Annotated in this window: 29 protein-coding genes; 9 read left to right on the top strand and 20 right to left on the bottom strand. The window is 63.3% G+C overall.

Going from position 1 to position 22,218, the window contains the following annotated elements:
- Positions 1–124: 124 nt before the first annotated feature.
- Positions 125–778: a hypothetical protein gene (locus QMC96_02035; GenBank protein MDI6875534.1), complete on the top strand. Its 654-nt coding sequence runs from the start codon at positions 125–127 to the stop codon at positions 776–778.
- A 6-nt stretch (positions 779–784) separates the two neighbouring features.
- Here QMC96_02035 and QMC96_02030 read toward each other — a convergent pair whose 3' ends face one another.
- The gene (locus QMC96_02030; protein ID MDI6875533.1) at positions 785–991 is read right to left on the bottom strand and encodes a hypothetical protein; all 207 of its coding nucleotides are present in this window, start codon (positions 989–991) and stop codon (positions 785–787) included.
- 200 nt (positions 992–1,191) lie between these two features.
- Between QMC96_02030 and QMC96_02025 the strand changes: the two genes are divergently transcribed.
- Positions 1,192–1,404, top strand: a complete 213-nt coding sequence (locus QMC96_02025; GenBank protein ID MDI6875532.1) for a hypothetical protein — start codon at positions 1,192–1,194, stop codon at positions 1,402–1,404.
- A 103-nt stretch (positions 1,405–1,507) separates the two neighbouring features.
- Here the strand turns inward: QMC96_02025 and QMC96_02020 are convergent, their stop codons facing one another.
- From QMC96_02020 to QMC96_02005, 4 genes are read right to left on the bottom strand one after another with little or no spacing between them, the layout of a single operon-like run.
- The gene (locus QMC96_02020) at positions 1,508–1,954 is read right to left on the bottom strand and encodes a VOC family protein (GenBank protein MDI6875531.1); all 447 of its coding nucleotides are present in this window, start codon (positions 1,952–1,954) and stop codon (positions 1,508–1,510) included.
- Positions 1,955–2,009: 55 nt separating this feature from the next.
- A complete protein-coding gene (locus QMC96_02015) occupies positions 2,010–2,867 on the bottom strand; it encodes a Clp1/GlmU family protein (protein ID MDI6875530.1) in 858 nt (285 codons plus the stop codon).
- Positions 2,868–2,924: 57 nt separating this feature from the next.
- The gene (gene truA, locus QMC96_02010; GenBank protein MDI6875529.1) at positions 2,925–3,716 is read right to left on the bottom strand and encodes a tRNA pseudouridine(38-40) synthase TruA; all 792 of its coding nucleotides are present in this window, start codon (positions 3,714–3,716) and stop codon (positions 2,925–2,927) included.
- Positions 3,713–4,378, bottom strand: coding sequence for a PHP domain-containing protein (locus QMC96_02005; protein ID MDI6875528.1), 666 nt, complete (start codon positions 4,376–4,378; stop codon positions 3,713–3,715). Before QMC96_02005 ends, truA begins: the two co-directional genes overlap by 4 nt.
- A 43-nt stretch (positions 4,379–4,421) precedes the next feature.
- On the opposite strand from QMC96_02005, the gene QMC96_02000 reads away from it, so the two are divergent.
- The gene (locus tag QMC96_02000; protein ID MDI6875527.1) at positions 4,422–5,834 is read left to right on the top strand and encodes a dihydropteroate synthase-like protein; all 1,413 of its coding nucleotides are present in this window, start codon (positions 4,422–4,424) and stop codon (positions 5,832–5,834) included.
- Positions 5,835–6,250: 416 nt separating this feature from the next.
- Here the strand turns inward: QMC96_02000 and QMC96_01995 are convergent, their stop codons facing one another.
- Complete coding sequence (locus QMC96_01995; GenBank protein ID MDI6875526.1) at positions 6,251–6,811, bottom strand: manganese efflux pump; 561 nt, start codon at positions 6,809–6,811, stop codon at positions 6,251–6,253.
- Positions 6,812–6,997: 186 nt separating this feature from the next.
- On the opposite strand from QMC96_01995, the gene QMC96_01990 reads away from it, so the two are divergent.
- Positions 6,998–7,507 (top strand): hypothetical protein, encoded by a 510-nt coding sequence (locus tag QMC96_01990; GenBank protein MDI6875525.1) that lies wholly within the window; start codon positions 6,998–7,000, stop codon positions 7,505–7,507.
- A gap of 150 nt (positions 7,508–7,657) precedes the next feature.
- Positions 7,658–8,239 carry a PHP-associated domain-containing protein gene (locus QMC96_01985; protein MDI6875524.1) on the top strand — a complete coding sequence of 194 codons (582 nt, stop codon included), beginning with the start codon at positions 7,658–7,660 and terminating at the stop codon, positions 8,237–8,239.
- A gap of 496 nt (positions 8,240–8,735) precedes the next feature.
- On the opposite strand, the gene QMC96_01980 is transcribed toward QMC96_01985, so the two are convergent.
- The 5 genes from QMC96_01980 to QMC96_01960 form a co-directional block, all read right to left on the bottom strand.
- Positions 8,736–9,233 (bottom strand): flavodoxin domain-containing protein, encoded by a 498-nt coding sequence (locus tag QMC96_01980; GenBank protein ID MDI6875523.1) that lies wholly within the window; start codon positions 9,231–9,233, stop codon positions 8,736–8,738.
- 98 nt (positions 9,234–9,331) lie between these two features.
- Positions 9,332–9,601 (bottom strand): DUF2115 family protein, encoded by a 270-nt coding sequence (locus QMC96_01975; GenBank protein ID MDI6875522.1) that lies wholly within the window; start codon positions 9,599–9,601, stop codon positions 9,332–9,334.
- On the bottom strand, positions 9,499–9,945 hold the full coding sequence (locus QMC96_01970; protein ID MDI6875521.1) for a DUF2115 family protein: 447 nt from the start codon (positions 9,943–9,945) through the stop codon (positions 9,499–9,501). Before QMC96_01970 ends, QMC96_01975 begins: the two co-directional genes overlap by 103 nt.
- Before the next feature lie 19 nt (positions 9,946–9,964).
- Positions 9,965–11,263, bottom strand: a complete 1,299-nt coding sequence (locus QMC96_01965) for a GNAT family N-acetyltransferase (protein ID MDI6875520.1) — start codon at positions 11,261–11,263, stop codon at positions 9,965–9,967.
- An 11-nt stretch (positions 11,264–11,274) separates the two neighbouring features.
- Positions 11,275–12,618 carry a PAS domain S-box protein gene (locus QMC96_01960; protein ID MDI6875519.1) on the bottom strand — a complete coding sequence of 448 codons (1,344 nt, stop codon included), beginning with the start codon at positions 12,616–12,618 and terminating at the stop codon, positions 11,275–11,277.
- Positions 12,619–12,924: 306 nt separating this feature from the next.
- Here QMC96_01960 and QMC96_01955 point away from each other — a divergent pair, with 306 nt between their 5' ends.
- Positions 12,925–13,251 (top strand): hypothetical protein, encoded by a 327-nt coding sequence (locus QMC96_01955; protein ID MDI6875518.1) that lies wholly within the window; start codon positions 12,925–12,927, stop codon positions 13,249–13,251.
- Between the two features lie 56 nt (positions 13,252–13,307).
- On the opposite strand, the gene QMC96_01950 is transcribed toward QMC96_01955, so the two are convergent.
- From QMC96_01950 to QMC96_01915, 8 genes are all read right to left on the bottom strand, one after another.
- Positions 13,308–13,580 (bottom strand): hypothetical protein, encoded by a 273-nt coding sequence (locus QMC96_01950; GenBank protein ID MDI6875517.1) that lies wholly within the window; start codon positions 13,578–13,580, stop codon positions 13,308–13,310.
- 352 nt (positions 13,581–13,932) lie between these two features.
- Positions 13,933–14,151 (bottom strand): hypothetical protein, encoded by a 219-nt coding sequence (locus QMC96_01945; protein MDI6875516.1) that lies wholly within the window; start codon positions 14,149–14,151, stop codon positions 13,933–13,935.
- Positions 14,148–14,351 carry a hypothetical protein gene (locus QMC96_01940; protein ID MDI6875515.1) on the bottom strand — a complete coding sequence of 68 codons (204 nt, stop codon included), beginning with the start codon at positions 14,349–14,351 and terminating at the stop codon, positions 14,148–14,150. Before QMC96_01940 ends, QMC96_01945 begins: the two co-directional genes overlap by 4 nt.
- Before the next feature lie 794 nt (positions 14,352–15,145).
- The gene (locus tag QMC96_01935) at positions 15,146–15,340 is read right to left on the bottom strand and encodes a helix-turn-helix transcriptional regulator (GenBank protein ID MDI6875514.1); all 195 of its coding nucleotides are present in this window, start codon (positions 15,338–15,340) and stop codon (positions 15,146–15,148) included.
- Positions 15,341–15,352: 12 nt separating this feature from the next.
- Positions 15,353–16,051: a hypothetical protein gene (locus QMC96_01930; GenBank protein MDI6875513.1), complete on the bottom strand. Its 699-nt coding sequence runs from the start codon at positions 16,049–16,051 to the stop codon at positions 15,353–15,355.
- Positions 16,048–16,980: an ABC transporter ATP-binding protein gene (locus tag QMC96_01925; GenBank protein ID MDI6875512.1), complete on the bottom strand. Its 933-nt coding sequence runs from the start codon at positions 16,978–16,980 to the stop codon at positions 16,048–16,050. Before QMC96_01925 ends, QMC96_01930 begins: the two co-directional genes overlap by 4 nt.
- A complete protein-coding gene (locus QMC96_01920) occupies positions 16,977–17,375 on the bottom strand; it encodes a hypothetical protein (GenBank protein ID MDI6875511.1) in 399 nt (132 codons plus the stop codon). Before QMC96_01920 ends, QMC96_01925 begins: the two co-directional genes overlap by 4 nt.
- 8 nt (positions 17,376–17,383) lie before the next feature.
- Positions 17,384–17,809: a hypothetical protein gene (locus QMC96_01915; GenBank protein ID MDI6875510.1), complete on the bottom strand. Its 426-nt coding sequence runs from the start codon at positions 17,807–17,809 to the stop codon at positions 17,384–17,386.
- Positions 17,810–18,214: 405 nt separating this feature from the next.
- Between QMC96_01915 and QMC96_01910 the strand changes: the two genes are divergently transcribed.
- From QMC96_01910 to QMC96_01900, 3 genes are all read left to right on the top strand, one after another.
- Positions 18,215–18,670: a ferritin family protein gene (locus QMC96_01910; GenBank protein ID MDI6875509.1), complete on the top strand. Its 456-nt coding sequence runs from the start codon at positions 18,215–18,217 to the stop codon at positions 18,668–18,670.
- A gap of 283 nt (positions 18,671–18,953) precedes the next feature.
- Positions 18,954–19,532 (top strand): YIP1 family protein, encoded by a 579-nt coding sequence (locus QMC96_01905; GenBank protein MDI6875508.1) that lies wholly within the window; start codon positions 18,954–18,956, stop codon positions 19,530–19,532.
- An 815-nt stretch (positions 19,533–20,347) separates the two neighbouring features.
- On the top strand, positions 20,348–21,118 hold the full coding sequence (locus QMC96_01900) for a CPBP family intramembrane metalloprotease (GenBank protein ID MDI6875507.1): 771 nt from the start codon (positions 20,348–20,350) through the stop codon (positions 21,116–21,118).
- Positions 21,119–21,621: 503 nt separating this feature from the next.
- On the opposite strand, the gene QMC96_01895 is transcribed toward QMC96_01900, so the two are convergent.
- Complete coding sequence (locus QMC96_01895) at positions 21,622–22,005, bottom strand: hypothetical protein (protein MDI6875506.1); 384 nt, start codon at positions 22,003–22,005, stop codon at positions 21,622–21,624.
- Positions 22,006–22,218 lie beyond the last annotated feature (213 nt).

The following is a 22,218-nucleotide window of genomic DNA, read 5'->3' as shown; positions in this document are numbered from 1 at the left end:
TCAGTTCCTCGCCAGTACAGTCTGTCGCGAACAATTATGATATTTTTGAGCCTTCGCTGCCATCGATCGGGGAGCAGAGCCAATACAAACACCATTCTTATATAGTTCAAAATCCCCCTTTTCCATGGAAGTGGGAGAAATGGCTGAAGATCCGAAAGATATCGATGTCATCCCGGAAGGAGCCGTCACGGGGACTTCACCGCCGGCAGCGCCAGCTCCCGCAGTCCGGGCAGAGAGGCCTGCTGTGGAGAGTTGCGCCGAGCCCCCCGAAGTCCATCGGGAAGTTCGCCCGGTCATACGGGAACGGAGACAGAACCTGTCCCGTCGGACGCAACGGATCCTGATCGCCGCCGGCGCGGTGCTGGTGCTCGTTCTCGCGGCCTTCTTCACCATGGGGGTAACGTTCGCCGACTCTCCGGGAGCCGCGGCATATCCCTATACGACCACCTACGATGTCATATTTCCCAACAGCGAGAAGGTGCAGCTCGGGAACGTGGAGATCCTGGCCATTCCCAGCGCGGAGAGCGTAACCCTGTCAGTCAACAAGCAGAGGGAGGATATCGCCCTGAACGAGGTCAAGGAGATCTCGGCCCGCCGGGCGATCATAGCTGTCCTCGGGATCCCGGTCCTGAAGTTCGACTTCAAGGTGCTCGCGGAGTACCGCGGTATGGTGGGGACGGATGCACGGTTTTACCTCTCCGTGAAGACGTCGGACCAGATGCCGGAGTTCATCGTCGGCCGGCTCCTCCCGTCGAACATTCAGGCCCGCCCGGCCTGATCACGCTCAGTCGAAGAGGTGGACGCGGTAGCGCTTCGACCTCTCGTCGCGGGCCTTTTTCGCCGCTTCGTATTCCGCAGTTCGATCCTCGTCGCGGGACGCACGCACGCCCCCGAGGGCCGCCCAGGAGCAGAGACGGAGTTCCTCGTTGTAGATGGCACATCGCCCGCCCATGCAGGGCTGCTTGTCGATGGGACAGAGCTTCTCTGGCATGGCAGTACGTAGATCGCTCACGCTAAAGGCATACCGGTCCGGCTGAAGATGCAGCGGGGGCGCCCGCAGCAACGCCAGGAGTCTTCCGGACCCGCAGGACGCTCCGGAAGGGATCCCTCCCGCGGAATCGAACCGATGGGATTGGGGATACTTTTTTATAAGAAAAAGCAGTAGCAGATTCCCGCAGGAGAGACAGAAGCATGGTTGATGTCTGGCAGACCCGCGAAGACGTGGACGAGGCAGTGCACAAGATCAAGGAGACGCTCTCCGAACAGGACGACCTCCCGCCCGCCATGATCGGGGAGGTGAGGGAGTCCATCAACGAGTCCCCGCCGGATCTCGTGCGCTACTTCTACACCCGCGTCGAGGAGTGGACGCCGGAGGCTGTCAAGTACTTCGAGGAGAGAATCTGACGAACCGCTCTCTGCGGTTCCGTACGGCGAAGCGGCGGGGGGATCTGCCCGCCCGACGGCAGGCGGCGCTCCCGATTCCGAGGGGGCTGCAGCAGTCCCGCCCTCACTCCTGGGGACGGGGCTCCAGCTCCGGCTCGGGAGACAGGAACTCCGTCTCGACCGGCGGAGTTGCGGGCAGCCCCGCCTGCGGCATTCTGCCCTGCACCGACTCCCAGAGTCCAAAGCGGTTCCCCTCGGGATCCCTGCAGGTGACAAAGCAGCCCCAGTCCGGGACCTCCTCGACATCGGAGAGGATCTCGCCGCCGCGCTCCTTCACCTTCCGCATGTATTCGTCCAGGAAGGGGACGTTGATGAACAGGGTGATGGGCTGATCAGCCGCCTCGCGCCTCGTCAAAGCCCCGGCGCTGGCGCCAGGACCGGCGGTGCGGATCAGCCAGCGCCGATTCGGGGCGGGAAACGGGCGGATCTGCCAGCCGAAGATCTCTGCGTAGAACCTTCGCGCCCGCTCGGGATCCCGGGCAGGGATCTCGAACCATGTCACTGACGGCATGCAGGGTCCACTCGCCCTCCCCGCTGATGAACCTATCGTATCCGCAGCCCTCTTATCACCCCTGCCGCTCCAGGCTCCTGCGGTCCAGCCGCAGGGAGCCGAACTGGATCGTTGCCAGTGAGTCCCTCTCGTAGGGCGGGGCGAAGACCGTGAGAGTCCGTTCTTCGGGCTTCCAGTCCTCCAGGATTCCCAGGGCGAGGAGGAAGTTCTCGGCGTCGTTCAGCCCGACGAGCAGGCCTCTTTCGGTGTCTGCTGCACCGCCCACCGGCACTCTTCCGTGCACGCCGAGGGCAGCAAGCGGGATCTCCTGAATTCGGGCGTCCCGGAAATACTCTCGAAAGAGCCGCTCACGGTATGCCCTCCGCTGCTCCCTCCCCCTCTCGACAACGGCAAAGGAAGGGGCGAGGCGGTGGATCCTCATCGCCGGGTGCCGCCGGAAGTTGTCCAGGAGGTCCTCGAGCTCCTCTCCCCGCTGGATCGCCACCAGGTGGTCGGGCTGGAGGAGATCGATCGTCTGGAACTGGAACTCCTCGGGCACCGATCCGAAGACGAACCCCGACGAGTCGACGATCACCTTCGCTGCGCCGAGCGCCAGCGCCCTCTCCAGCAGCCGTTTTTCGGCGGCGAGCGTCTGGAGCAGGTGCCCGCTCGGGCTTGTCGACCCCACGAAGCGGAGATGCTCGCCGCCGGGGTGCACCCGCATGCCCACCGTGGCAGGGGGCCCGATCCCCGACTGCCCCATGTCGCAGTCGATGAATGCGGTCGGATGGTGCAGGGCGAGGGCGGCGGCGAGGTGGCGGGCGAGCGTGGTCTTCCCCCGGTCGCTTCCGCCCAGAACGTAGACCACATCCCGTCCTGCCGATCCCCGGATCTGCCTGCAGAGCGCCTGCCACTCCGGTTCGACCACGGTCATTGCAGCCTCACCTGCCCGCAGGGGTGGGGGTCCAGCTATATAAACGCATACGGCATCTTACGGCGGGATGAGCCCCCGGCAGACCTTCTCCATCACCGCGTGGTGGCGGCGGACCGTCTCCAGATGTGCGACGCTCCTGCGGTCCCGCGGCAGCGGCAGGAACGGGATGCCGCAGTCTACGTCCCAGAGAACGAGACCCTCCGCCGGAGCAGCCGGGGGGCGCTCGCGGCACCTCCCTTCCAGCAGATCCGTCACGAGGACCGGGTCGGAGATGCCGCACCCCGTCCAGGTGAGGACGGTTGCCATGCACCGCACCATGTTCCAGAGAAAGCTCTCCGCGGTCACCTCGAAAACGGCGAAGCCCTCCTCGCGGGTGACGCCTGCGGCGAGAACGGTCCGCTCCGGGTTCTGCCCCGCCTCCATCCGGGCCAGGCACGAGAAGTCGTGCCGCCCCAGGAAGAGCCGGCTCGCCTGGTCCATCGCGGAGATATCGAGGCCATTTTCGGGTATGTAGTAGCGGTACGTACGGGATCGGGCATCGTGGCGCGGGTGGAACGCCGCATCCACCTCGGCGTACCCCGTGCACCAGCAGTCCCGCGGGAGCTGGGGGTTGAGGCCCGATAAGGCACGCTCGGGTTCGTCCGTGTCGAATGCACAGACCTGCCCCCGTGCGTGCACGCCCCTGTCGGTGCGCCCGGAGAAGGAGAACCGTGCCTCACGACGATCGGCGAAGAGCTGCAGTCTGCGGCAGGCGGCGACGAACTCCCCTTCCACGGTGCGGCAGCCGGGCTGCACCTGGGAGCCGGCGAACCCCCCTCCGAGGTAGGAGACACGGAATGCCAGTCTCATCGCCGCACTCGGCGCTCCACGCGCTTCCATGCGCTCTTGATCGACTGGCGGGTGTAGGTCCTGAGCGGGGTCATCCGTCCGCCGGCGATGGTGTTTCCCTGGCGGATCGCCTGGAAGATGGCCGTCGCGTTCTTTTCTGCCCGTATGTACGTGAGCCCGAATCCGACGAACCTGGCATGGTGGGCGTCGCTCCCGCCCACGACCGGTTTACCGTAGCGGCGGGCGATCCGAGCAGCCTTCTGGTTGGCGGTGCCGACCAGGAATCGGCTGTTGAAAACCTCGATCGCGTCCACCGCCTCCACGCTGGCCCGCATCTTCAGGGCAGCCCCATGCCGCCACATGTGGTAGGGGTGGGGAAGGATTGTGAGGGCCCCGCGGGAGCGGGCGAGCGCCACGGTCTCCAGGATATCGCGCTTCGCCGGCAGCGGCGTGACCGTGCCCAGCACCAGCAGGTGCCCCTGGCGGGTCGAGACTTCGATCCCGGGGATCACCAAGACGGGCGATTCGCATTCCAGGGCGAAGCGGGCACCGCCCGTCTGGTCGTGGTCTGTGATGGCAATGGCGTCCAGCCCGATCTTCTCTGCCCGATCCAGGATCTCTTCCACGCTGCTCTCCCCGTCCCGCGAAAAATTGGAGTGAATGTGGAGGTCGCACTTGAGCATCGGATCAGATCCGTTTTTATCCTCCCGCATATTAAGGGTGCGTATGCGCATATTGCTCCCCACAGGGGCTGCCACAGCCTCGATCGTCGAGGATGCCGCCCGAGGGCTCGATGCGAAGGTCGTGGTCACCGGAGAGATCGCATCCTTCCTCACCCCCCGCCAGCTGCGCACCCTGCTTGAGGAGGAGCGGTACGACATGGCGATCGTCTCCGGCATGTGCACGGCGTCCTTCCTCGACGTGGAGCGGGAGATGGGCGTCCCGGTCTACCGCGGACCCCGTCACGCGGCGGACCTCGCCAGCGTGCTCGCTCTCCTGGGGAGCGTGGAGCTCTCCCGCACCGTCCCCGCCGACGAGTTCCTGGCCGGGATCCGGCGGGAGCAGGCGATCCGAAGGATCGCGCGGGCGGAAGAGGAGGCGGATTGCGTGTTCACGCTCCGTGGCGTGAAGATCGGCGGGGGATCGAGGATGAAGGTATTGGCGGAGATCATGGACGCCCACCGGCGGGGGGACATCGTTGCCGAGGTCGCACGCTGTTTCGAGCGGGGGGCTGATATCGTGGATCTCGGGTTCGGGTTCGACGCTACGCCCGAGGATGTGGAACGCTGTTTTTCGATGCTCGATGGTACTCCCGGGCCGCTCGCCGTGGATACGCAGGATCCCGTGCTCATCGAAGCCGCCCTCTCCCGCGCCGATCTGGTGCTCAGCCTGCACGAGGGCAACCTCCCCGTCGTCGGGGCGCAGGTGGCCGATCGGGATGTTGCCGCCGTGATCGTCCCCGGGGAGCGGACGCTTGCGGAGAATCTGCGGACCGCGGAGCAGATGGGGATTCGCCGCATCGTCGCCGATCCCCTGCTCATGCCCGTGGGATCCGGCCTGACGGCATCCCTCGCCCGGTTCGAGGGGATCGAGAGGCCGCTCTTCTTCGGTGCGGGAAACGTCGTCGAGCTGCTGGATGCCGACTCCATCGGCGCCAACGCCGTACTTGCCGGCATCGCCCACGAACTCGGGGCGGCGGTCATCTTCATCAGCGAGCACTCCGACAAGACCCGCGGTTCGATCGCGGAGATGCGGCGGGCGACCGAGATGATGCTGCTGGCGCGGGACCGCCCCTACCCCAAGGATCTCGGCCTCGACCTCCTGGTCCTGAAGGAGAAGCGGCGGAGACGCGAGCCCCCCCTCTCCTACACCGCCGATATGCGGGCGGCGCCCATGCCGGAGGAGATCGTCTACGACCCGCGGGGCAACATCCGCATCGGCATCGAGGGGGAGTGGATCGTGGCGGTGCACGGATGCCGTGCCGTTCGGGGGCGGCACTGGGAGGACGTCTTCTACACGCTGCTGACGGAGGGCAGCCTATCCCGACTCGACCATGCGGCCTACCTGGGAAAGGAGCTCTACAAAGCGGAGCTGGCGATCCGCTTCGGGAGGAGCTTCGAGCAGGACGGGCCGTTCTGACCACGATCCTTACAGGGGTTGCGATTGCGGTGAGGGGAGCGGGTCGGGAGCATGCAGCAGTGCGGGGTCGGGGTCTGGGAGGCGATGCAGAGGCCGGCGGGAGCCTCCTCCCGCAGTTTATGCCGGTCCCCTATCGGATCCGCCCACGGCGGAATAGAATGGATCCGGCCTGTCGTCAGGCGGGGCGAGTATCGTGGGGCGGGCTGCACAGGCATCCCCGTGGACGCAACGGCCTTTTTATCGGCAGGCAGGCAGCCCGGTGCACCGCGTGCAGAGTGGCGGTCTCGTCGACCCCCTCATGCGGTCATCGCACATCCGTCCATGCGCACATCGTGCCGCCGCAGGCCGTGGACATCGGTCGCCCGGCTCCCATCGGCATCCTGGTGCGGAATCCTGGCGGCGCCATCTTCGCCACTTCACGGCTGGAATGCCTCCAGCAGGATCCGGATCCCGATGCCGATCAGCACGATCCCGCCCAGGATCTCGACCCTCTTTCCCAGGATCGCGGCGAGCTGAACGCCCAGCAGCACCCCGGCGACGGAGAAGAGCAGGGATATCCCGCCGATTATCAGGCTGGAAGAGAGGACCGGGAGGTTGACGGCGGCGATGCCGAACCCGATGGCGAGGGCGTCGATGCTCGTCGCCAGAGCGAGGACGGTCAGCGGCGCCAGCGAGAGCGGATCCGTGCTTTCCGCCGGAGATCCCTCTTCCAGGCCCTCCCGGATCATCCGCGCGCCGATGAAGAGGAGGAGTGCGGCAGCGACGACAGGACCGACCTGCTCGAGCAGGATCAGCAGCGCCTCTCCCGCCCCCCACCCGAGGAGAGTCATCCCCGCCTGGAATCCCCCGAAGAACAGGCCGGCAACGAGAGCGGCTGCAGCCCTGTTTGCAGGTTTTCCGGCTCCGATGGCGAGCGACACGGCAAAGCAGTCCATCGCGAGGCCGATGCCAATGAGAAACGGCGTGACGAGATCCATGTCCCCGGAATCTTCCGGTCGGATCGCATAACTACTCTGCTGCCTTGGTCTGCCGGGAAGGGATGGTCGATGGATGGATGCGATGGACGGAAAGCCTGCAGGATTCGCAGGGTCGTAGCTATTTATATCGAATCGCGGACACAGAGCTGTTCCTGCTGACACGTTCTGCTGTTCGAGGCTGGCAGCATGGCAACCGTGAGGAACCGGCAGGAATGCCGTTGGGAGGAGGTGCACGGCATCGCCTCGAGGCTGTGTGCCGCCCAGGAGCGCTGGGCGCTGGAGCAGGTGCTGAAAGGTGCGCGTGTGTACTCGGGGGAGATCCGGGGGCTCGAGGAGATCGGGGATCTGTACACCCGCTGGAAGCATCTGGGCACGATCCGGGCCGCAACTCTCGGAACAGGCCTGACCCGGCGGTTCCGTGTGCGGGAGGTCGAGCAGGCCCTGTCAGAGCCGCCCATCGACATGGAGGAGTACTGCGAGCGTCTTCACATCCTCGCCGCTATCCGTGCCCACAGGCAGGAGCTGAACCGTGCGGAATTGAAGCTCGATGTTGCGGTGCTGGAGAGGGATGGAGAGATCTTCGTCTGCAACGGGAGCGAGAAGGTGGTAGCGCTCTACTCCTTTGCGCGGGAGAAGAACCTCAAGAACACGGTGCTCCCGGTCTGCGCCATCGTCCCCCCGCCTCCGCCGGCGTGAGCGGAGAGGCACCACCGGAACTCCCGGGCACCGGGTTCCGTGCAGGAGGAGACCCCCATGGATAGGAGAGGTCTGGCAGAGTTGCATTCCCCGTCCGGGACCCTGAAGATAGACATGCACGTACACTCGGAGCATTCCAGGGATTCGGCCATGCCGCCGCGTATTCTGGTGCAGGCCTGGAGACAGCGCGGGATCGTGCCCATGGTCTGCGACCACGACAGTATCGAGGGATCCCGAAGGGTGATGCAGGCAATCCGCGCCGCCGATCCCTCCGTACCCCGGATCCTCGCCGAGGAGATCAAGACGGAGAGCGGCGAGATCGTGGGTCTGTTTCTGACGGAAGAGGTGAAGGGCGGCCTCTCCGCGGAGGAGACGCTCGATATCATCGCCGGGCAGGACGGGCTGGCTCTGGTCCCGCATCCTTTCTCACGGCGGCGGACGTCGGTGCTGAGGCGGGACGTGCTGGACGCTGTCATCGGGCGGATCGATATCATCGAGGGCTACAACGGACGGAACCGCTTCCCCGGGGACAACCACAAGGCCGTGACGTACGCCCGGCGGATGAAAAAACCCATCTCCGCGGGCTCCGATGCCCATACCCCGATCGAGCTCTTCAAGAACTACGTGGAGGTGGAGCCGTTCCAGACACCGCGGGAGTTTCTGGCCAGCCTCTCGAGAGCCGCCCTGTACCTGGAGCAGCCTCCCTCATGTGCGGTGGTGCCGTTCCGGTAGAAGCAAGAATGGTCTGGCGTGCGATTCGTACGTGTGAGCGTCTGTTCATTCAATTCCCTCCATCTTTCGAACAGTCGGGATCCGTTCGAAGAATCTGCAGGAGTATCGCGAATCCCTAAGCGGGGGATCAATCGCAGGAGGGCGAAAGAGGCAGGATTCTGGTCGGGAGTAATCGCGTACCGCGTGCGGGGATTCCGGGGAAGGGTGCACCCCTCCTCCGATAGGGCCCATGCGGGGTGCGGGAACGAGGGCATCGTCCCTGCAATCGGTCCTCGATCTCCAGCACCGTCTCAGGGAAAACGGGTTGCGCGTGTTTTCTTCCGGGAATAGTCCCCTGCGTACGGTGCATCTATCCCGATTTGGCCTTCTGCGGGATTCCGCGTTCGATCCCGAGGATCCTTCCCGCTGCCGCGGGCGGTCCGCGGGAAGGATCTTCGATTCTCACCTTCGGCGGACTCGTGTGCCCGATCGGGGGGAGAAAGGTGCGGCGTCCCTGTCAGTCCCGCAGGATCGCGGGAAGATGTCCGGCCCAGGCTCGAATGGCATCCCAGTCGCGGAAATCTCCGTAGGGGGCTTTGACGAGTTTGATGACGGCCCTCTCCCCGACAGATATCCTGTCGGGATCGAGGGCGCCCGCAAAGACGCCGATCTCGCGGGGGCGGATCGGGAGCATCGCCCCGGCCATGATCGTCCTTGCCTGCTCGCGGAACTTCTCCTCACGGCCGACCATGCTGGTGCCGACGACGAAGGCGGCCAAGGGGATTTCCGCCAGCTCCTGGCTGTGCTGCTGGATGAACGGGGCGACCTCGCGGAGCACCTTGCCCATGTACAGCGGCGATCCTATCACCGCAGCGTCGCAGGATCCGAGATCGACGATCTCTGCGATATTCCGCACGTCCGCTTCCATTGCCGCATCCTCCAGCGCCTTCCCGATGACCCCGGCGATCTCGGCGGTGGATCCGGCCCGCGTTGCGTAAGCGACCAGAATCTTCATCTGCCAGTACTCTTGAACCGCCTCAAAAAAATGTTTGGATCCATCTGGGCTCCAGAGCTCTTGAGATTTCGTTGCCGTTGCGATCGCACCCCCATCTTTCAGGGCACATCGCTCTGCCTCGTGGAGCAGAAGGTACAGATGGAGAACTCCACATCCTTCTCCTTGTTGCGGATAGGACAGTAGTACGAGCGGTTCCGCTCCTCTACGTGGAATCCTCCGGGAAAGGGCGTTCCCACCGGATGCCCCGGGCTGTCCCTGACAAACATCAGAAACCCGCAGACCAGATAGTAGAAAAAACGGAGCCGCGGACTCCGCAGATCCGGGTCTCTCTCGGCACGATCCCAGGAGAGACAGCCGGCCGGAACCATTCTCCAGTAGGCCGTGGCAGCGTCTCCGTCTGCCAGGGGGATCCCATCCTGTGGAAGGCTCCTGCACGGGACAGGGTCAGGAGCGTGTGGTGACTGCCGAAGAGCTGCTCTGTCAGATAGGGGCGGACCGCTTCGCGATAGGGGGAGGGAAGGCGATCGATCTCCCGCTTCAGCCTTCCGCCAATCCGCTGGAGATCGTGGAGAGAGCAATCCGTCACCGCCTGGGCAATCTGCATCCCGAGTTCCCCCTGCGTCCGGGCTCCCCGGAGGCGGTCGCAGATCGTCGCGACCCTTCTCAATTCTTCGGGATGCGTGGAGGGGGAGGTTTTTTCCAGGATTGGCACGGTCCTCCTCGGCAGGACCTTAACAGTACGGGTGGCGGGGCAGCCGCCGCATCGGACGGACGTTCGACCCCTCGAGCGCCCCCATGGCGAACCCGAACCGCGCCTTGATCGTCGGCGGGAGTTCGTTCTCGTCGATCGGCTCGAACCCGAACTTCCTGTAGAAGTCGACCAGGTTCAGCACCGAGTGCATGTAGAGCGTATCGTGGTGGCAGGCCTCCACGAGCGCTCCCACCGCCCTGTTTGCGTATCCGTGGCCCCGGTACTGCGGCGGGGTAAAGATGGCGTCGACCTCGTATCCGTCCGGGTGCCGTTTGCACCGCGCGACCGAGACCAGCGTGGTGTCTACGAACACCCCGAAGATGCGGTCGTTCTCGGGATCCGCCTTGGTCTGGTGGTAGTCCAGCCATATCTCCTCCGCCAGGGGGAACTCCTCCCGCCGGAGTTCCCGCGTGGCGACTTTCACCTCCACGGCTACAAAGGGGACCAGCATCGGTCTCCGCGCATCCCTCGCCACATCCGCGGTCACGGATCCGAGGGGGAGGTTGCGGATGGAGTCCATCCGCCCCACGCGGGACATCAGGATCAGGGTGACGTCCTCCTCTGCGGCGACCCCCAGGATGACGGGTGCCGCTTTGCCGCTTCGGACGACGGAAGCAGCCCGGATCCCGGCTTTCTCCAGATCCGCCACGAGGAGCCCCAGTCTCTTTTCGGCCCCCTGTGCACGCAGCTTCTGGAGATCGGTCCGCTCCTCGTCGCTCACCACATGCAGCAGGACGACCGACCCGATACCCTGCTCCTTCTCCAGCCTCCGGAGCACCGCGAGGGATGGTTCCGAGAAGTCGGTCGGTACGAGCACGGTCGAGAGGAGGGCCCGCCTACCGTCCCCGAGGAGGGATGCAGGCGGGACGATCAGGATGTCCTTTCTGGCGTTCCGGAATACGTTCCCGGATACGGATCCCATGAGAAAGCCGCCGCTGTACTCCTGTCCGCGGGGCGCCATCACGATCAGGTCTACGTGCTCCCGCTCCGCCAGGGAGACGATCGCCCCCTGCACATCGGCATCCCCGATCGTCTCCACGATCGTGGTCACCCGAATCCCCTGCCCTTCGAGGTGCTGCTCCAGGGGACGGAGCTCGGCATAGACTGTCTCCAGCGGAGAACCGCCCCCCTCCGTCCAGGATCGGGATGCATAGGGTGTGGCGGCGAGGATGTGCGCCAGAATCACCTCCTCCACGCCGGGGACCTCGTGGATGGACTCCACGATCTTCCTTGCGGACTCCGAGAAGTCCGTTGGAACCAGGACCTTTCTGTAGTGCACGATCTCTCCCCTCACACGATTCGGTACCTCTCTGCAGGAATATGGATCACAAATCGCGCCCCTTTGCCGTACTCTCCGCACTCCTCGATCTGCATGCCGGTGATTCCCAGGATCTCGCGGCTCAGGAATAGCCCGAATCCAGAAGGCCTATCCGATCGGTGCTCGAAGATCGCCTTCTTGCTGGCATCCGGGATGCCGATCCCGTCATCCTCGTAGTAGAGATCGAGACCGTTGTCAGTGCGGCGGTACGTGATGACGATCTCCGAGACGGTCCTGCCGTGCTGCACGGAGTCGTCGAGGAGGTTGTGGAACACTTTCCCCAGCATACCGTCGGCGTAGACCTCCAGACGCTCCACCCAGGGGCGGAGGGAGATCCCTTTCAGGTCCAGACTCTCCGCCTCCTTTCGGATCAGCCCCTGGACGTATTGCCACGCAGGAGGCTCTCTCCCCAGATCCTGGTAGTCCCGCGTGAGCTCGATCCGCCTCCTCAGCGAGCGGGCGAGGTCCTGGAGGGTGTGGATGAAGTGCAGCATCGCAGTATCCGAGAACTGCCGCTCGCCCCCCTCCAGCGTCCGCGAGATGCGGTCGACCGAGGCCAGGAGGTCGCTCCGGGTCAGGCCTCCCAGCAGGTTGAGTTTCTCGTTTGCCGCACGGAGGGCATCCTCGGTATTCTTCCGCTCCGTAATATCCACAAGGGTGAGGATCAGCCGCCCGCCGGAGAGGGTGCCGGCGGAGAAGAGAGCCTGCACGGGCTTCCCGTCCGCCCGCTTCAGTGCAACCTCCTGGCCGGACACCTGCTTCTCGCGTGCCATCCGCTCGAAGAACCGTTTCGCGGCGTCTCTGTCGCACCAGAACTCGGATATCGGTCTCCCGGCCAGCCGATCCGCCGGATAACCCAGAAGCGCTGCCCCCCGCTGGTTTGCCTCCTCGATCCGCCCATCCTCTCCCTCGAGCCGCACCAGGAACGATCCCGCCTCGGAGTACTCGAACAGCCCGCGGTATCGCTCCTCCTCCTCCTTCAGGTGAAGGGAGAGGTAGGCGACCACGGCACCGATGGCGATAAAGACGACGGCCCGGCTCGCAGCCGATGCGAATACGGCTGCACCTGCATCCCCGAGCGCGTAGACGATGCCCAGGTACGCCGCCCCGAGCAGAACGGCGAAGGGAACACCCCGCCGCGGGAACCGGTAGGCGGCGATCACGATCGGCAGGTAGATGAGGTGGGGCAGGACGATGGTGATGCCGTACAGCAGCCCGTAGACGTTCAGGGCGAAGGCGGCAAGAGTAGAGGCAGCAATCGCCAGGACCCAGGACCATTCCTCCTGGAATGCCGATTCCCGCCATCTACCCGGCATCGTCCCCTCCTCCGCGGGAGGTATCTGCCGCCATCGCAGCGCCGCCTCCCGTGTTTTCCTCACACTGCCCCGAACCGCATTCGGGGTCTCCTGCGCTCTTGGTCACACAGAGTGATTGCTCTTGCCAGTGATAATAGTAGGGGTCTTCGATGGCCCCTTCACCATCGCGGCAGCGGTTTCGCGGGCGACAGGCAAGGCCGACGGTGCAGCGTAGGAAGAGTGCGGGTCTGCGGAACCGCGTGTGCAGCGGTTCTCTTTCACGCTGCCCGCAGGCAGCTTATATGCCGGAACTGCGAAGCCTCCCCCATGAACACGACGGAGATTCTGAGGGGTTTCCTGGAGGGCGGGAGCGACTGGGAGCGGAAGAAGAGCTCGGTCCCGGGGGTGTCGATACTGCGGCTGCCCCCCACGAAGAGCCGCTCCGCGTCCCTGGCAGTCGAGATCAACCCGACGGGGGAGGATGGACGTCCCATGAAGCGGAAAGGCGTGCTGATCCTGAACCGCCGCGAGTATCTGGGATTCCAGGCGCTCTTCAACGACGGGAGGGTCGAAGCCCTCATCTCCCGCGTCGAGAGCGTGGCGCCGCAGCAGCGGGGAGCGTCCGCCGATAGGGAGGATATCCTGGAGATTTGAGGCAGGGAGGTCTCACACTCCCTCCAGGCCAGCATGCGGCATCCCGCGGTCGTCCCCTACACGCGGGCGATCAGCTCGCTGCGGGAGAAGATCCGTGTGCCGATGCGGATCAGGAGCAGATCCTGGAGAAGGATCCCCTCACCGATGACCGCCTGCACCGCCGGCGAGAGGAAGAGGATGCCGGCGAGCCGCCCGAAGAGCAGGAGGACCAGAACGAGGACAAGCGTACTCGATGCCTGGCAGGCCTCCATGACCGTGCTCACCTTCGCCGATAGGGGAACCGCGACGGAGACGCCGACGAGCGCAACCGTCGGTGTGAGGAGGAGCACTTCTTCCCGACGAACGTCTCAGCGGCAACGACGCGGGCGACCATCAGGGGGTTCACCGGGAGGAGCGGTGCGAACAGGTACCCGAGGAAGAGCACGATGTGCGGCTGGGACGGCGTCGGATTCTCCGTCATGGACAGCTGCTGCGGCGGCACGAGGCCGGTGAACTCTTCGGCGGATGCGTCCTCTGCCGCAGAGGGCCCGGTGAGCAGTCCGCTGAAGATGAGGGGAGCGACGACGGCAAGACGACGAAGAGCACCGCTGCCCCGGCTATGGCAATACGGTTTCTGCGCACCCCCCAGATCCCTGGCGGCGAGGGCCCGGATACTGCGCCGGTTCCTCCGCCCCTCCCCCTCTACCGGATCTCGAAGCAGATCTCCTCAAGGGAGTATTCGCGGAACTTCGCGTGAAGGATCGCGCTGCCGTTCCTCACGATCGAGGCGATCACCTCCGGTATCGTCTCTCCTATCGACCTGCAGGCTGATCCGCGCATCTTCCCGAGAGAGAACCATGATATACCGTCCTTCCCCGCGAGCGCCTGGCGACCGCTGGCGGCGGCGAGCCGCTGCTTCATTCCCGTGGAGAATCCCCCACACGATCGTCCCCGCTCTCCCGGAGCCCGATGGCCTGCAGGGATCGTTCGACGCGATCCCGCACCCCGCCCTCGGGGACGCCGAAGACCTCGCCGTCTTCGACGCTGAACGGGATCTCGCCCACCGCCGTAACCGCCCCGAACGTTCCGGTGCGATTCTCTCCAGCGATTGCTACCGCCACAATACTGCCTCATATTGACTGCGGAAGGACCATGAAACCGCTGTTCGCACAGTTCAATAACCTGATGACAGATAAAAGGCGGCACAGCCCCGCTATCACTATCCCGGATGGAAATGGAGGAGTTCATCCGGGATGAGTCTTCGGCATCATCCCGGATGCATGAACGTGCGGTCACAGGTATTTCGTCCCCCACTCGTCACTGCGTCCCCAGAATGGGGTGCAGGGATCGACCAGAGTCCTCTCCCCCGGGATCTTCTTCCCCCTTGGTGCTACAGGATCCGGCGTGGGATATTCAGGCTCTTTGGAGAAACCCGGGGATGAGAGGCTTCGCACCGCAGCCGCGTCCTTTCCGATGAGAAGCGATCTGACCATATCCTTTTGTATCACGGAGAATGGGCTATCGCAGGTGGAATGGGGCACAGGAAGAGGTTAAGGTCAGGATCTATCATCCCTTCGATGGCATACGATTGGCGGGTTAGTGGCATGGGGAAGTATCGCCCCTGATTCACCTTCCTTGAAGGGTATCGAACCGCGGGGGTAGGGGCAAAGGGGGAGGAGGCGCGCCCCCTCCCCCTTCAAGAACCACTCCCCCCATTCGACGGAAGTAATGTTCACATTGCCCAAGCCCCCCGTCAACGGTTCAAATTCCTTACGTCTCACCGTCCACCCGGGCGGATAGCAAGGGAGAAGATCGGGTTCCGGCCCTCGCAAAGGGTCGAGTACCGCGGTGGAAAATTTACGGGGGCAAACAGGATTCGGACGGTCTCCCAGAGAACACGATTTCTGCCTCTTTTTCAGTCCTCGAAGATGAACAGGTCCTCGATCGTGGTGTCCAGCGCCCGGGCGACCGCATGGGCGAGCTTTAAGGAGGGGTTGTAGGTCCCCTTCTCCAGGAAGACGATCGTCTCCCGCCGAACCCCCACCCTCCTCGCCAGCTCCTCCTGCGTCAGGTCGTGCCGCGCCCGCAGTTCCCGAATGCGTGTCTTCATGGCTGCCCCCCCTCAGGGGATCGTGAGGACGATCCGCTCCCGGTCGAGAAACCGCGTCAGCCAGCGGGTGAGGAGGAGCAGGAATACCGCGAGAGCGAGCGTCCCGCCCACCACGCTCCAGGAGACGATGAAGTCCGGCCCGAGAACACCCTGCGTGATGCTGATTGAAAAGACCAGCGCGAAGATGATGGCGAAGTTGAGGAACTGGTTCTCGCGCAGTCCGAGGAGGAGCTGCCCGAACCCGAGCAGACCAACCGCCGCCGCAATGAAGGCCGGGACGACTGTAGCGATATGCACGAGCACGGGCACGGAGGGTATCAGGGTCGCCGTCGAGAGGAGATTTGCCATCCCGACGATCAGGGCGGCCGCAAGGAGCGTGATCCCGTAGGCCGGAACCGTCACCCCGAGCACCTTCCCGAGCCAGATCTCTTCGAGGGTGAGGGGGCTGCAGAGGAGCGTCTCGATCACCCCGCCCTGCTTCTCCCGCAGGAACGCCTGGCCCGAGAAGATGTAGCCCATGAGGATCCCGAGCACGAGAACCAGGGAGAACCCGAGCTGATCCAGGAGCTGCCCCGTCCCCTCGCGGCCGATAGCTGAGGATGCCGACATCCCCCCGAAGATGATCACGAACAAAATCGCGGTGGCGAGCACGTTGCGGCTCTTCAAGATCTGCCGGATCTCCTTTCGGGCAACGATTAAAATGCCATTCATGGGGACACCTCGCCCTGCTGCACCACGCCGAGGTAGATCTCTTCGAGCGTGCGGGCGACCCTTCGCGCCTCCTCCACACCGATCCCCTGCCCGATCAGGGCCGCAAGCAGTGGCGCCGAGGCCGCGCCGGGGGCGAGCGCCAGCAGCACACGCCCGTCCGCACTCCAGATCTTCTCCACCTGCGGCATCCGTTCCAGGAGCTGCAGGGCCTGCGGGAGCTGTGCGGGATCGGCGAGCCGGATCTCGAACTGCGGGAGTCCCGAACGGGCCTGCAGGTTGTCCATCGTGTCGAACGCCTGGATGGTTCCGCCCTGGAGGATCGCGACCCGGGAGCAGACCCGCTGGACCTCGTCGAGGTTGTGGGAGCTCATGAACACGGTCATATTCTCCTGCTTCGAGAGGCGGAGGATGAGTTCCCGCACCAGGATCTGCGCCTCGGGATCGAGCCCGGAGGTGGGTTCGTCCAGAAAGAGGATCTCGGGCTCGTGGATGATCGCCCGGGCGAGCCCCAGTTTCCGCTTCATCCCAGCGGAGAACGTGCCCACCATGTCGGTGCTGCGATCGGAAAGGGCGGTGAACTCCAGCATCTCCTCGATCCGCCTCCCGGGTCTGTCCACGCCGTAGAGCCCGGCGTAGTACTCCAGGTTCTCGTACGCGGAGAGGCGGTCGTACAACCCGTTGTTCTCGAGAAGCACGCCCACTCGCTTCCGGAGCTCGCCGTTATCCGCGAGCCGGGCGCCCAGGACGCGGGCAACGCCTGCGGTCGGCGAGAGGAGCCCGAGCAGGATGCGCATCGTGGTGGTCTTTCCGGCGCCGTTGGGGCCCAGGAAGCCGAATACATCGCCCCTCTCGACGCTGAAGCGGAGACCGTTCAGGACCCGTTTGCCTCCAAAGGCCTTCGTCAGGTCCTGCACCTCGATCACGCTCATTCCACGTCCCCCCGGCGAACGAAGTGCCACTGGAGCACCCCTCCACTCAGCGTCGTGGCGAAGAAGAGCACGACAAGCGTCTCTTCAGCCGTGAGGAGGACGAGTTGGATTTTTTGGACCACATACAGACCGATTATCATGAAGAAGGTGACCATCCAGGCATACGAGAACGCGTATGCACGTATTTTCCGTGTCCACTCGTCATGTACAGGCTCCTTTGGCGGTTTCCAGAGCATCACGAGACCCGTGAGGCAAAAGCCAATACCGGCGAGCATCAGGAAGAGCGATATCCAGGGAGATGCCGTAGGCCAGAGGAGAGGGGTGACGACGCCGGTGAGGAGAACCGCGAGACCGATGAGCGTCTGTACCGCATACCGGTTCCCAACGCTGACCATTCCCGCGCTCATTCCACGTCCCCCCGGCGGAAGAAGTGCCACTGGAATAGGCGTGCGGAGAGCGCCATCGTCAACACCAGCACGAGCAGCACCGCCTGGGTTTCCAGGCGGATCAGCTCCAGGTAATCGATCCAGAAGAGGACGAACAGGAGCAGAAACGTGGTGAACCAGGAGTAGGAGAGCCCCCAGGCCCCGATTCTCCGCGTCCGCTCGTCCTGCTGCGGCCCCTCACCGCACCGCAGCAGCTTGGCGGACGTAGCGACCAGTACGACGATGCCGGAGGTGATCAGGATGGCAGTGCTCCCTTCGCCGAGACCGCGGGGAAAGATCAGCGTTCCCAGAATGCCGATGGCGAGCAGCCCCAGCCCCCAGATGAACCAGAGGGCGTATCGCCGTTCCATTGTGCCAGGCCCGATGTTAGATCCATGCCACATTGTGTTAGAAATTTACAACACATTGTTATAAATATCTAACTATTTTCCTCGTGGTTCCACGGCCTCCCCCTGGAGCCGGCGTTCCTTTACCTGCGACAGTGCCGCTGCTGCAATGCTCGTTTCAGATCCCCCCGATCTCTGCTATTATAACCGACCTGGAGGCTGATAGGGCCGGGCCCTTTAATCAGGGGAAACGGGGCGGTATCCGGCGGTCCGGGTCAACACGGCGCCGGGATGATCTCGTTGGCATCTGAAAACGGTGTCCTCCCTCTATAACGACAATCAACGCGAGCAGGTTCAAAGCGACGAGGTCGGATACGATAGCCGACCCACCATGCCATTCAGAATCACGATTCGCTTATATAGATCCTGAGCCTTTAGACCTCCTGACAGGAGGTATGTCACATGAAAGCAGAAGAGTACAGGAATATTCTCTCGAAAGCGATTGACCGCGAGGTAGAGTCCTACTCCTTCTACCGCACTGTATCTGAAAGGGTGAAGGACCAGAACCTGAAGAAGCTCTTCAACGAGCTCGCCGGCGAAGAGACGAAACACCGCGAGTTCCTCCAGGGGCTTCTAGCAAAGGAGCCTCGCCAGCTGGCATTTCTGGAGACGAAAGACTATAAAGTCGTAGAGACGGTAGGCGAACCCAGGCTCTCGCCCGACATGAAGCCCCTGGACGGGCTCGTGCTCGCCATGAAAAAAGAACTGGACGCGATGCAGATGTACACCCAGCTCGCCAGCGCGAGCTCCGATCCGGAGCAGAAGCGGATGTTCCAGGAGCTGGTGAAGATGGAGCGCGGCCACAAGAACCATCTCGAGGACATCTACACCGACATGGCCTATCCCGAGGTCTGGTAAAGGCGCAGATACTCCTGCCGGGCTGCTGTCCGGCAGAACCAATCCCAGTGCGGCATGCTGGAGCCGGTTCTGAGCCAGAACCGCCCTGATCCGGCCCGGCATTCCTGGCACAAGGGACCGTATCGTGAAAGATTTTTTCGGTGCTGCATGCCTGCATGTTTTGCGACTCCCTGGATCTCGATTATATTGCGTCGAATGCCTCCTAGCGCAGCTCAGTTAGACCAGTGCCTGCAAAGGGGCTATGGAAAAGCATTTATCCTGATCGCCTGACATATCCCGCATGATGGACGATATCATCGGTAAAATCAAAGGATTCCTCCTGAGTCCCGTAGAGAGCTTTCAGAAGGCGAAAGGGGATACGTTCCAGGATGCATTCATCTACTATCTCATTCTGCTCGTCGTTTATGCAGTTCTCTCCACCATCGTTGCCGCCGTCATGCCGCAACCGGCCATACCGGGATTTCCCGGGGGCATGCCCTTCGGCTCGGGTGTGTTTCTGATTGGTGCTTTCATCGCCTCCATCATCGGGGGTATCATCGGGCTGTTCATCCTGGGCGTCATCCTTCACATCTTCGTCTACCTCTTCGGAGGCAGAAGAGGCATCACCGAGACCCTCAAGGCAGTCGCGTACGGCTACACGCCTTCGCTGATCCTCGGCTGGATACCCATCGTCAACTTCCTGGCAGCACTCTATACCCTGGTGCTCTTCGTCTTTGGCATCCGTGAACTCCAGGAGATGTCGACGACCCGGGCAGTCCTTGCCGTTCTCGCGCCGATCCTCATTCTCATCGCCATCGCGATCGTCGCTGCCATACTCTTTGCGGCATTCATCATAACGGCAGTATCGTCGCAGATCGCGTGAGGGTTCGGGGATCGGCAGAACCTTTTTTTCGAGAAGGATTGGAGTATTGGAGCAGGGCAGCAGCCATATCGGGATTTTCACGCACCGCCCCCACGGGCTGCCGAGGGATTCGTGAACAGAGACGGCTTCCGCTCAATCCTCCGCGTTACCGCTCAGATCGTCCTCCTCATACTCCCCCTTGGGGAACTCAAGGATATAGCATTCTTCACACATCTGCCCCATATTTTTCCACTCTTCATCCGAGTAGACCGTGTCTGTGGTACTGCCGCACTGGGTGCAGATCCTGCGTCGTCTTCGCCCTGCCATAATTTCCACTTGCCACCGGGGTTAATAAAGTATTACCAACCGATGCAGCGATCGACCGGGCGGGACGGGATTCCTGAACCCGACGCCGGCGCAATCCGCATCGAGGCGCAGGGGCGGGGACGACACATCCGCCTCCGCGAGAGCGCAGCGGGAGCGGGAATGCCGGGCACGCAGGCGATCCACGAACCGCCGCCGGACCCTCTGCATTCCGTGGCTGGGGAGATGCGCGGCCACGCCCCTACCTCAGCCCCGCCTGCGCTGTGCGGGCGGAAAGGCTTTTTATGGAACCATCTGGAAGGCATACTGGCACAAACCATCCAGAAATTTCCCGGGCCCGCATGGCAAAACTATCTATGGTCCGCACGCATACGGGCAGATGCGAATCTCCAGCGGGTTCGGGGTCGATCCGCTCCGGGGTTCGTGCGGCATGGATGCACCGCGGGGAGAGAGCGAACAGACCCATGCCCGCGTGCAGGCAGAAGGACTGTTCACGGGGAGTGAGCGTCGGTATGGCGTGGTTCGGGCTGGATCGGATGGCGAACGAAAATCCGATCGGACTGGCGCTCCTCCTGTGGCTTATCTTTCTGACAACTCTCGTCTTCGCCGGCGTCATGCAGATCCTGCTCCGCCTCCCCACGCTCGGGCAGCTCCTCGCCGCCGACCTCATCCTCTCCGGCGTGGCGATTCTCCTCCTCACTGCCCTTGGATGGTGGAAGGAGTGCGGGCTCCTGACCCTGGGCTGTCTGCGCCACCTCCCGATCTACCTGCTCCCCCTGGTCGCCGCGTTCCTGCCCTTTCTGGAGGGCATCGAGGTCACGGATCCGTGGACCATCGTCACGTACGCAGTGCTCATGCTCCTCGTGGGATTTGCCGAGGAGACGTTCTTCCGCGGGCTGATCCTTCGGTCGCTCCGTCCCGTGGGCCTCTACCTGGCCGTCATCCTATCCGCCCTGCTCTTCGGGCTGCCCCATCTCCTCAACGCCCTGAGCGGGCTGTGGGATCCCGTATTCACCCTCGTGGACAGCCTGGCCGCAGTGGGAATCGGCATCACCTTTGCCGCATTCGTGGTGCGGACGGGGAGTCTCTGGCCGCCCATCCTCCTGCACGCCCTGATCAACTTCAACAGCCTGCTGGTCCAGGGAAGCATTGCCGTGCCGCCGCAGGCTCTCTCGTCCCTCGTCCAGACCGCGATCTTGGGGGCAGTCTTCAGCCTCTACGGCCTGTACCTGCTCCGTCCGGGGCAGGTGCGGAGGTCTCCGCCGGAGGACCCGGGGCGGTAACCTCGGGTATGCTGCGGAGAAGCCATGCAGCCACTCCCGCGATCCCATCGCACCCTTTCGGAATCCAGCAGCTCCATTGCCCGCCTTCTCCCGCCGTCGGGATGGAAGGGCAGCATCGGTCGGATGCACGGCAGGATCGATTGAGTCTCTTCTGCCGTGCCACCGTCTCTCCGATTGAATCACGGCGGAGCCGTTCAACGCTGTCCGGAGCGCCCATCCCTCCTCCGACGGTTGAGCATGTGCAGGATATCGCTGAAGATGCCTGATTCCGCTCCATACCCGCCTTGCGTGCATCCTGCACGCAAGAGCACCGTGAGGCCACAACCGAACCGTCGAGGGCCAGAGGCTGATTGCGGCTGTTGCACGATCGGGCCTGACTCCGTCGGGTGGTCAGCACCGGATGGCGGCAACGGTCATACTGATCTCATGCAGCTGCCCGAGGCGGAAATCGTACGGCAAACTCCAGGTACCTTCGAACAATGGCCGGATCCCTGCAACATGCATCACGCTGAATGGATCTGTCCGCTCTCCGATGGAGGCGCAATTTTTCTCGAGTATCGGGAGATGCATTCCCAGAAGGATTCATGAGCCAGCTCTTCCAGACGATCCGGGAGTTTTTCCAGCTCCCAGCGGAGCCATAGGATTTCATCGTCTTTTGTCCGGAGGATCGTGCGCAGCCTCTTCACCTGCTCGCGAAGCACCTGGATCTCTTCCGGTTGCATGTGCGGTTCATCGGGGGAATTTTCGGGGAGCTCGTGCATGCCCAAAGTCCTGAGCTTCTGGTTGATGGCCAGGCGGATCCAGAGTTCCCTGCTGATATTTTCTGCTTTCGCCTCTTCATCGATACGGTCAGTTACAGCTTCCTCGAGATCCAGCAACAGGGGCATCGCAAACTTTTATGCAATCCTCCCTTCAAGATGTTTCCGATATGCTTTCTGCATGTGCCCCGCAGAAACGCATCTTTTTTAATCGGGAACTTTCCTGCCTTGCGACATGTACCCAGGATTCAGGTTCCAGGCACCTTCTACGATCTTCTGTTGGGAAGGCGACGCCAGATTGGCGCAGGGAGATCCAGGTTTTTATGGTACTGAGCTATACTC

It is taken from the genome of Methanomicrobiales archaeon, from assembly GCA_030019205.1.
Taxonomy (GTDB): Archaea; Halobacteriota; Methanomicrobia; order Methanomicrobiales; family JACTUA01; genus JASEFH01.
Note: the sequence above shows the minus strand (reverse complement) of the source record. Positions and strands in the feature narration are given on the sequence as shown.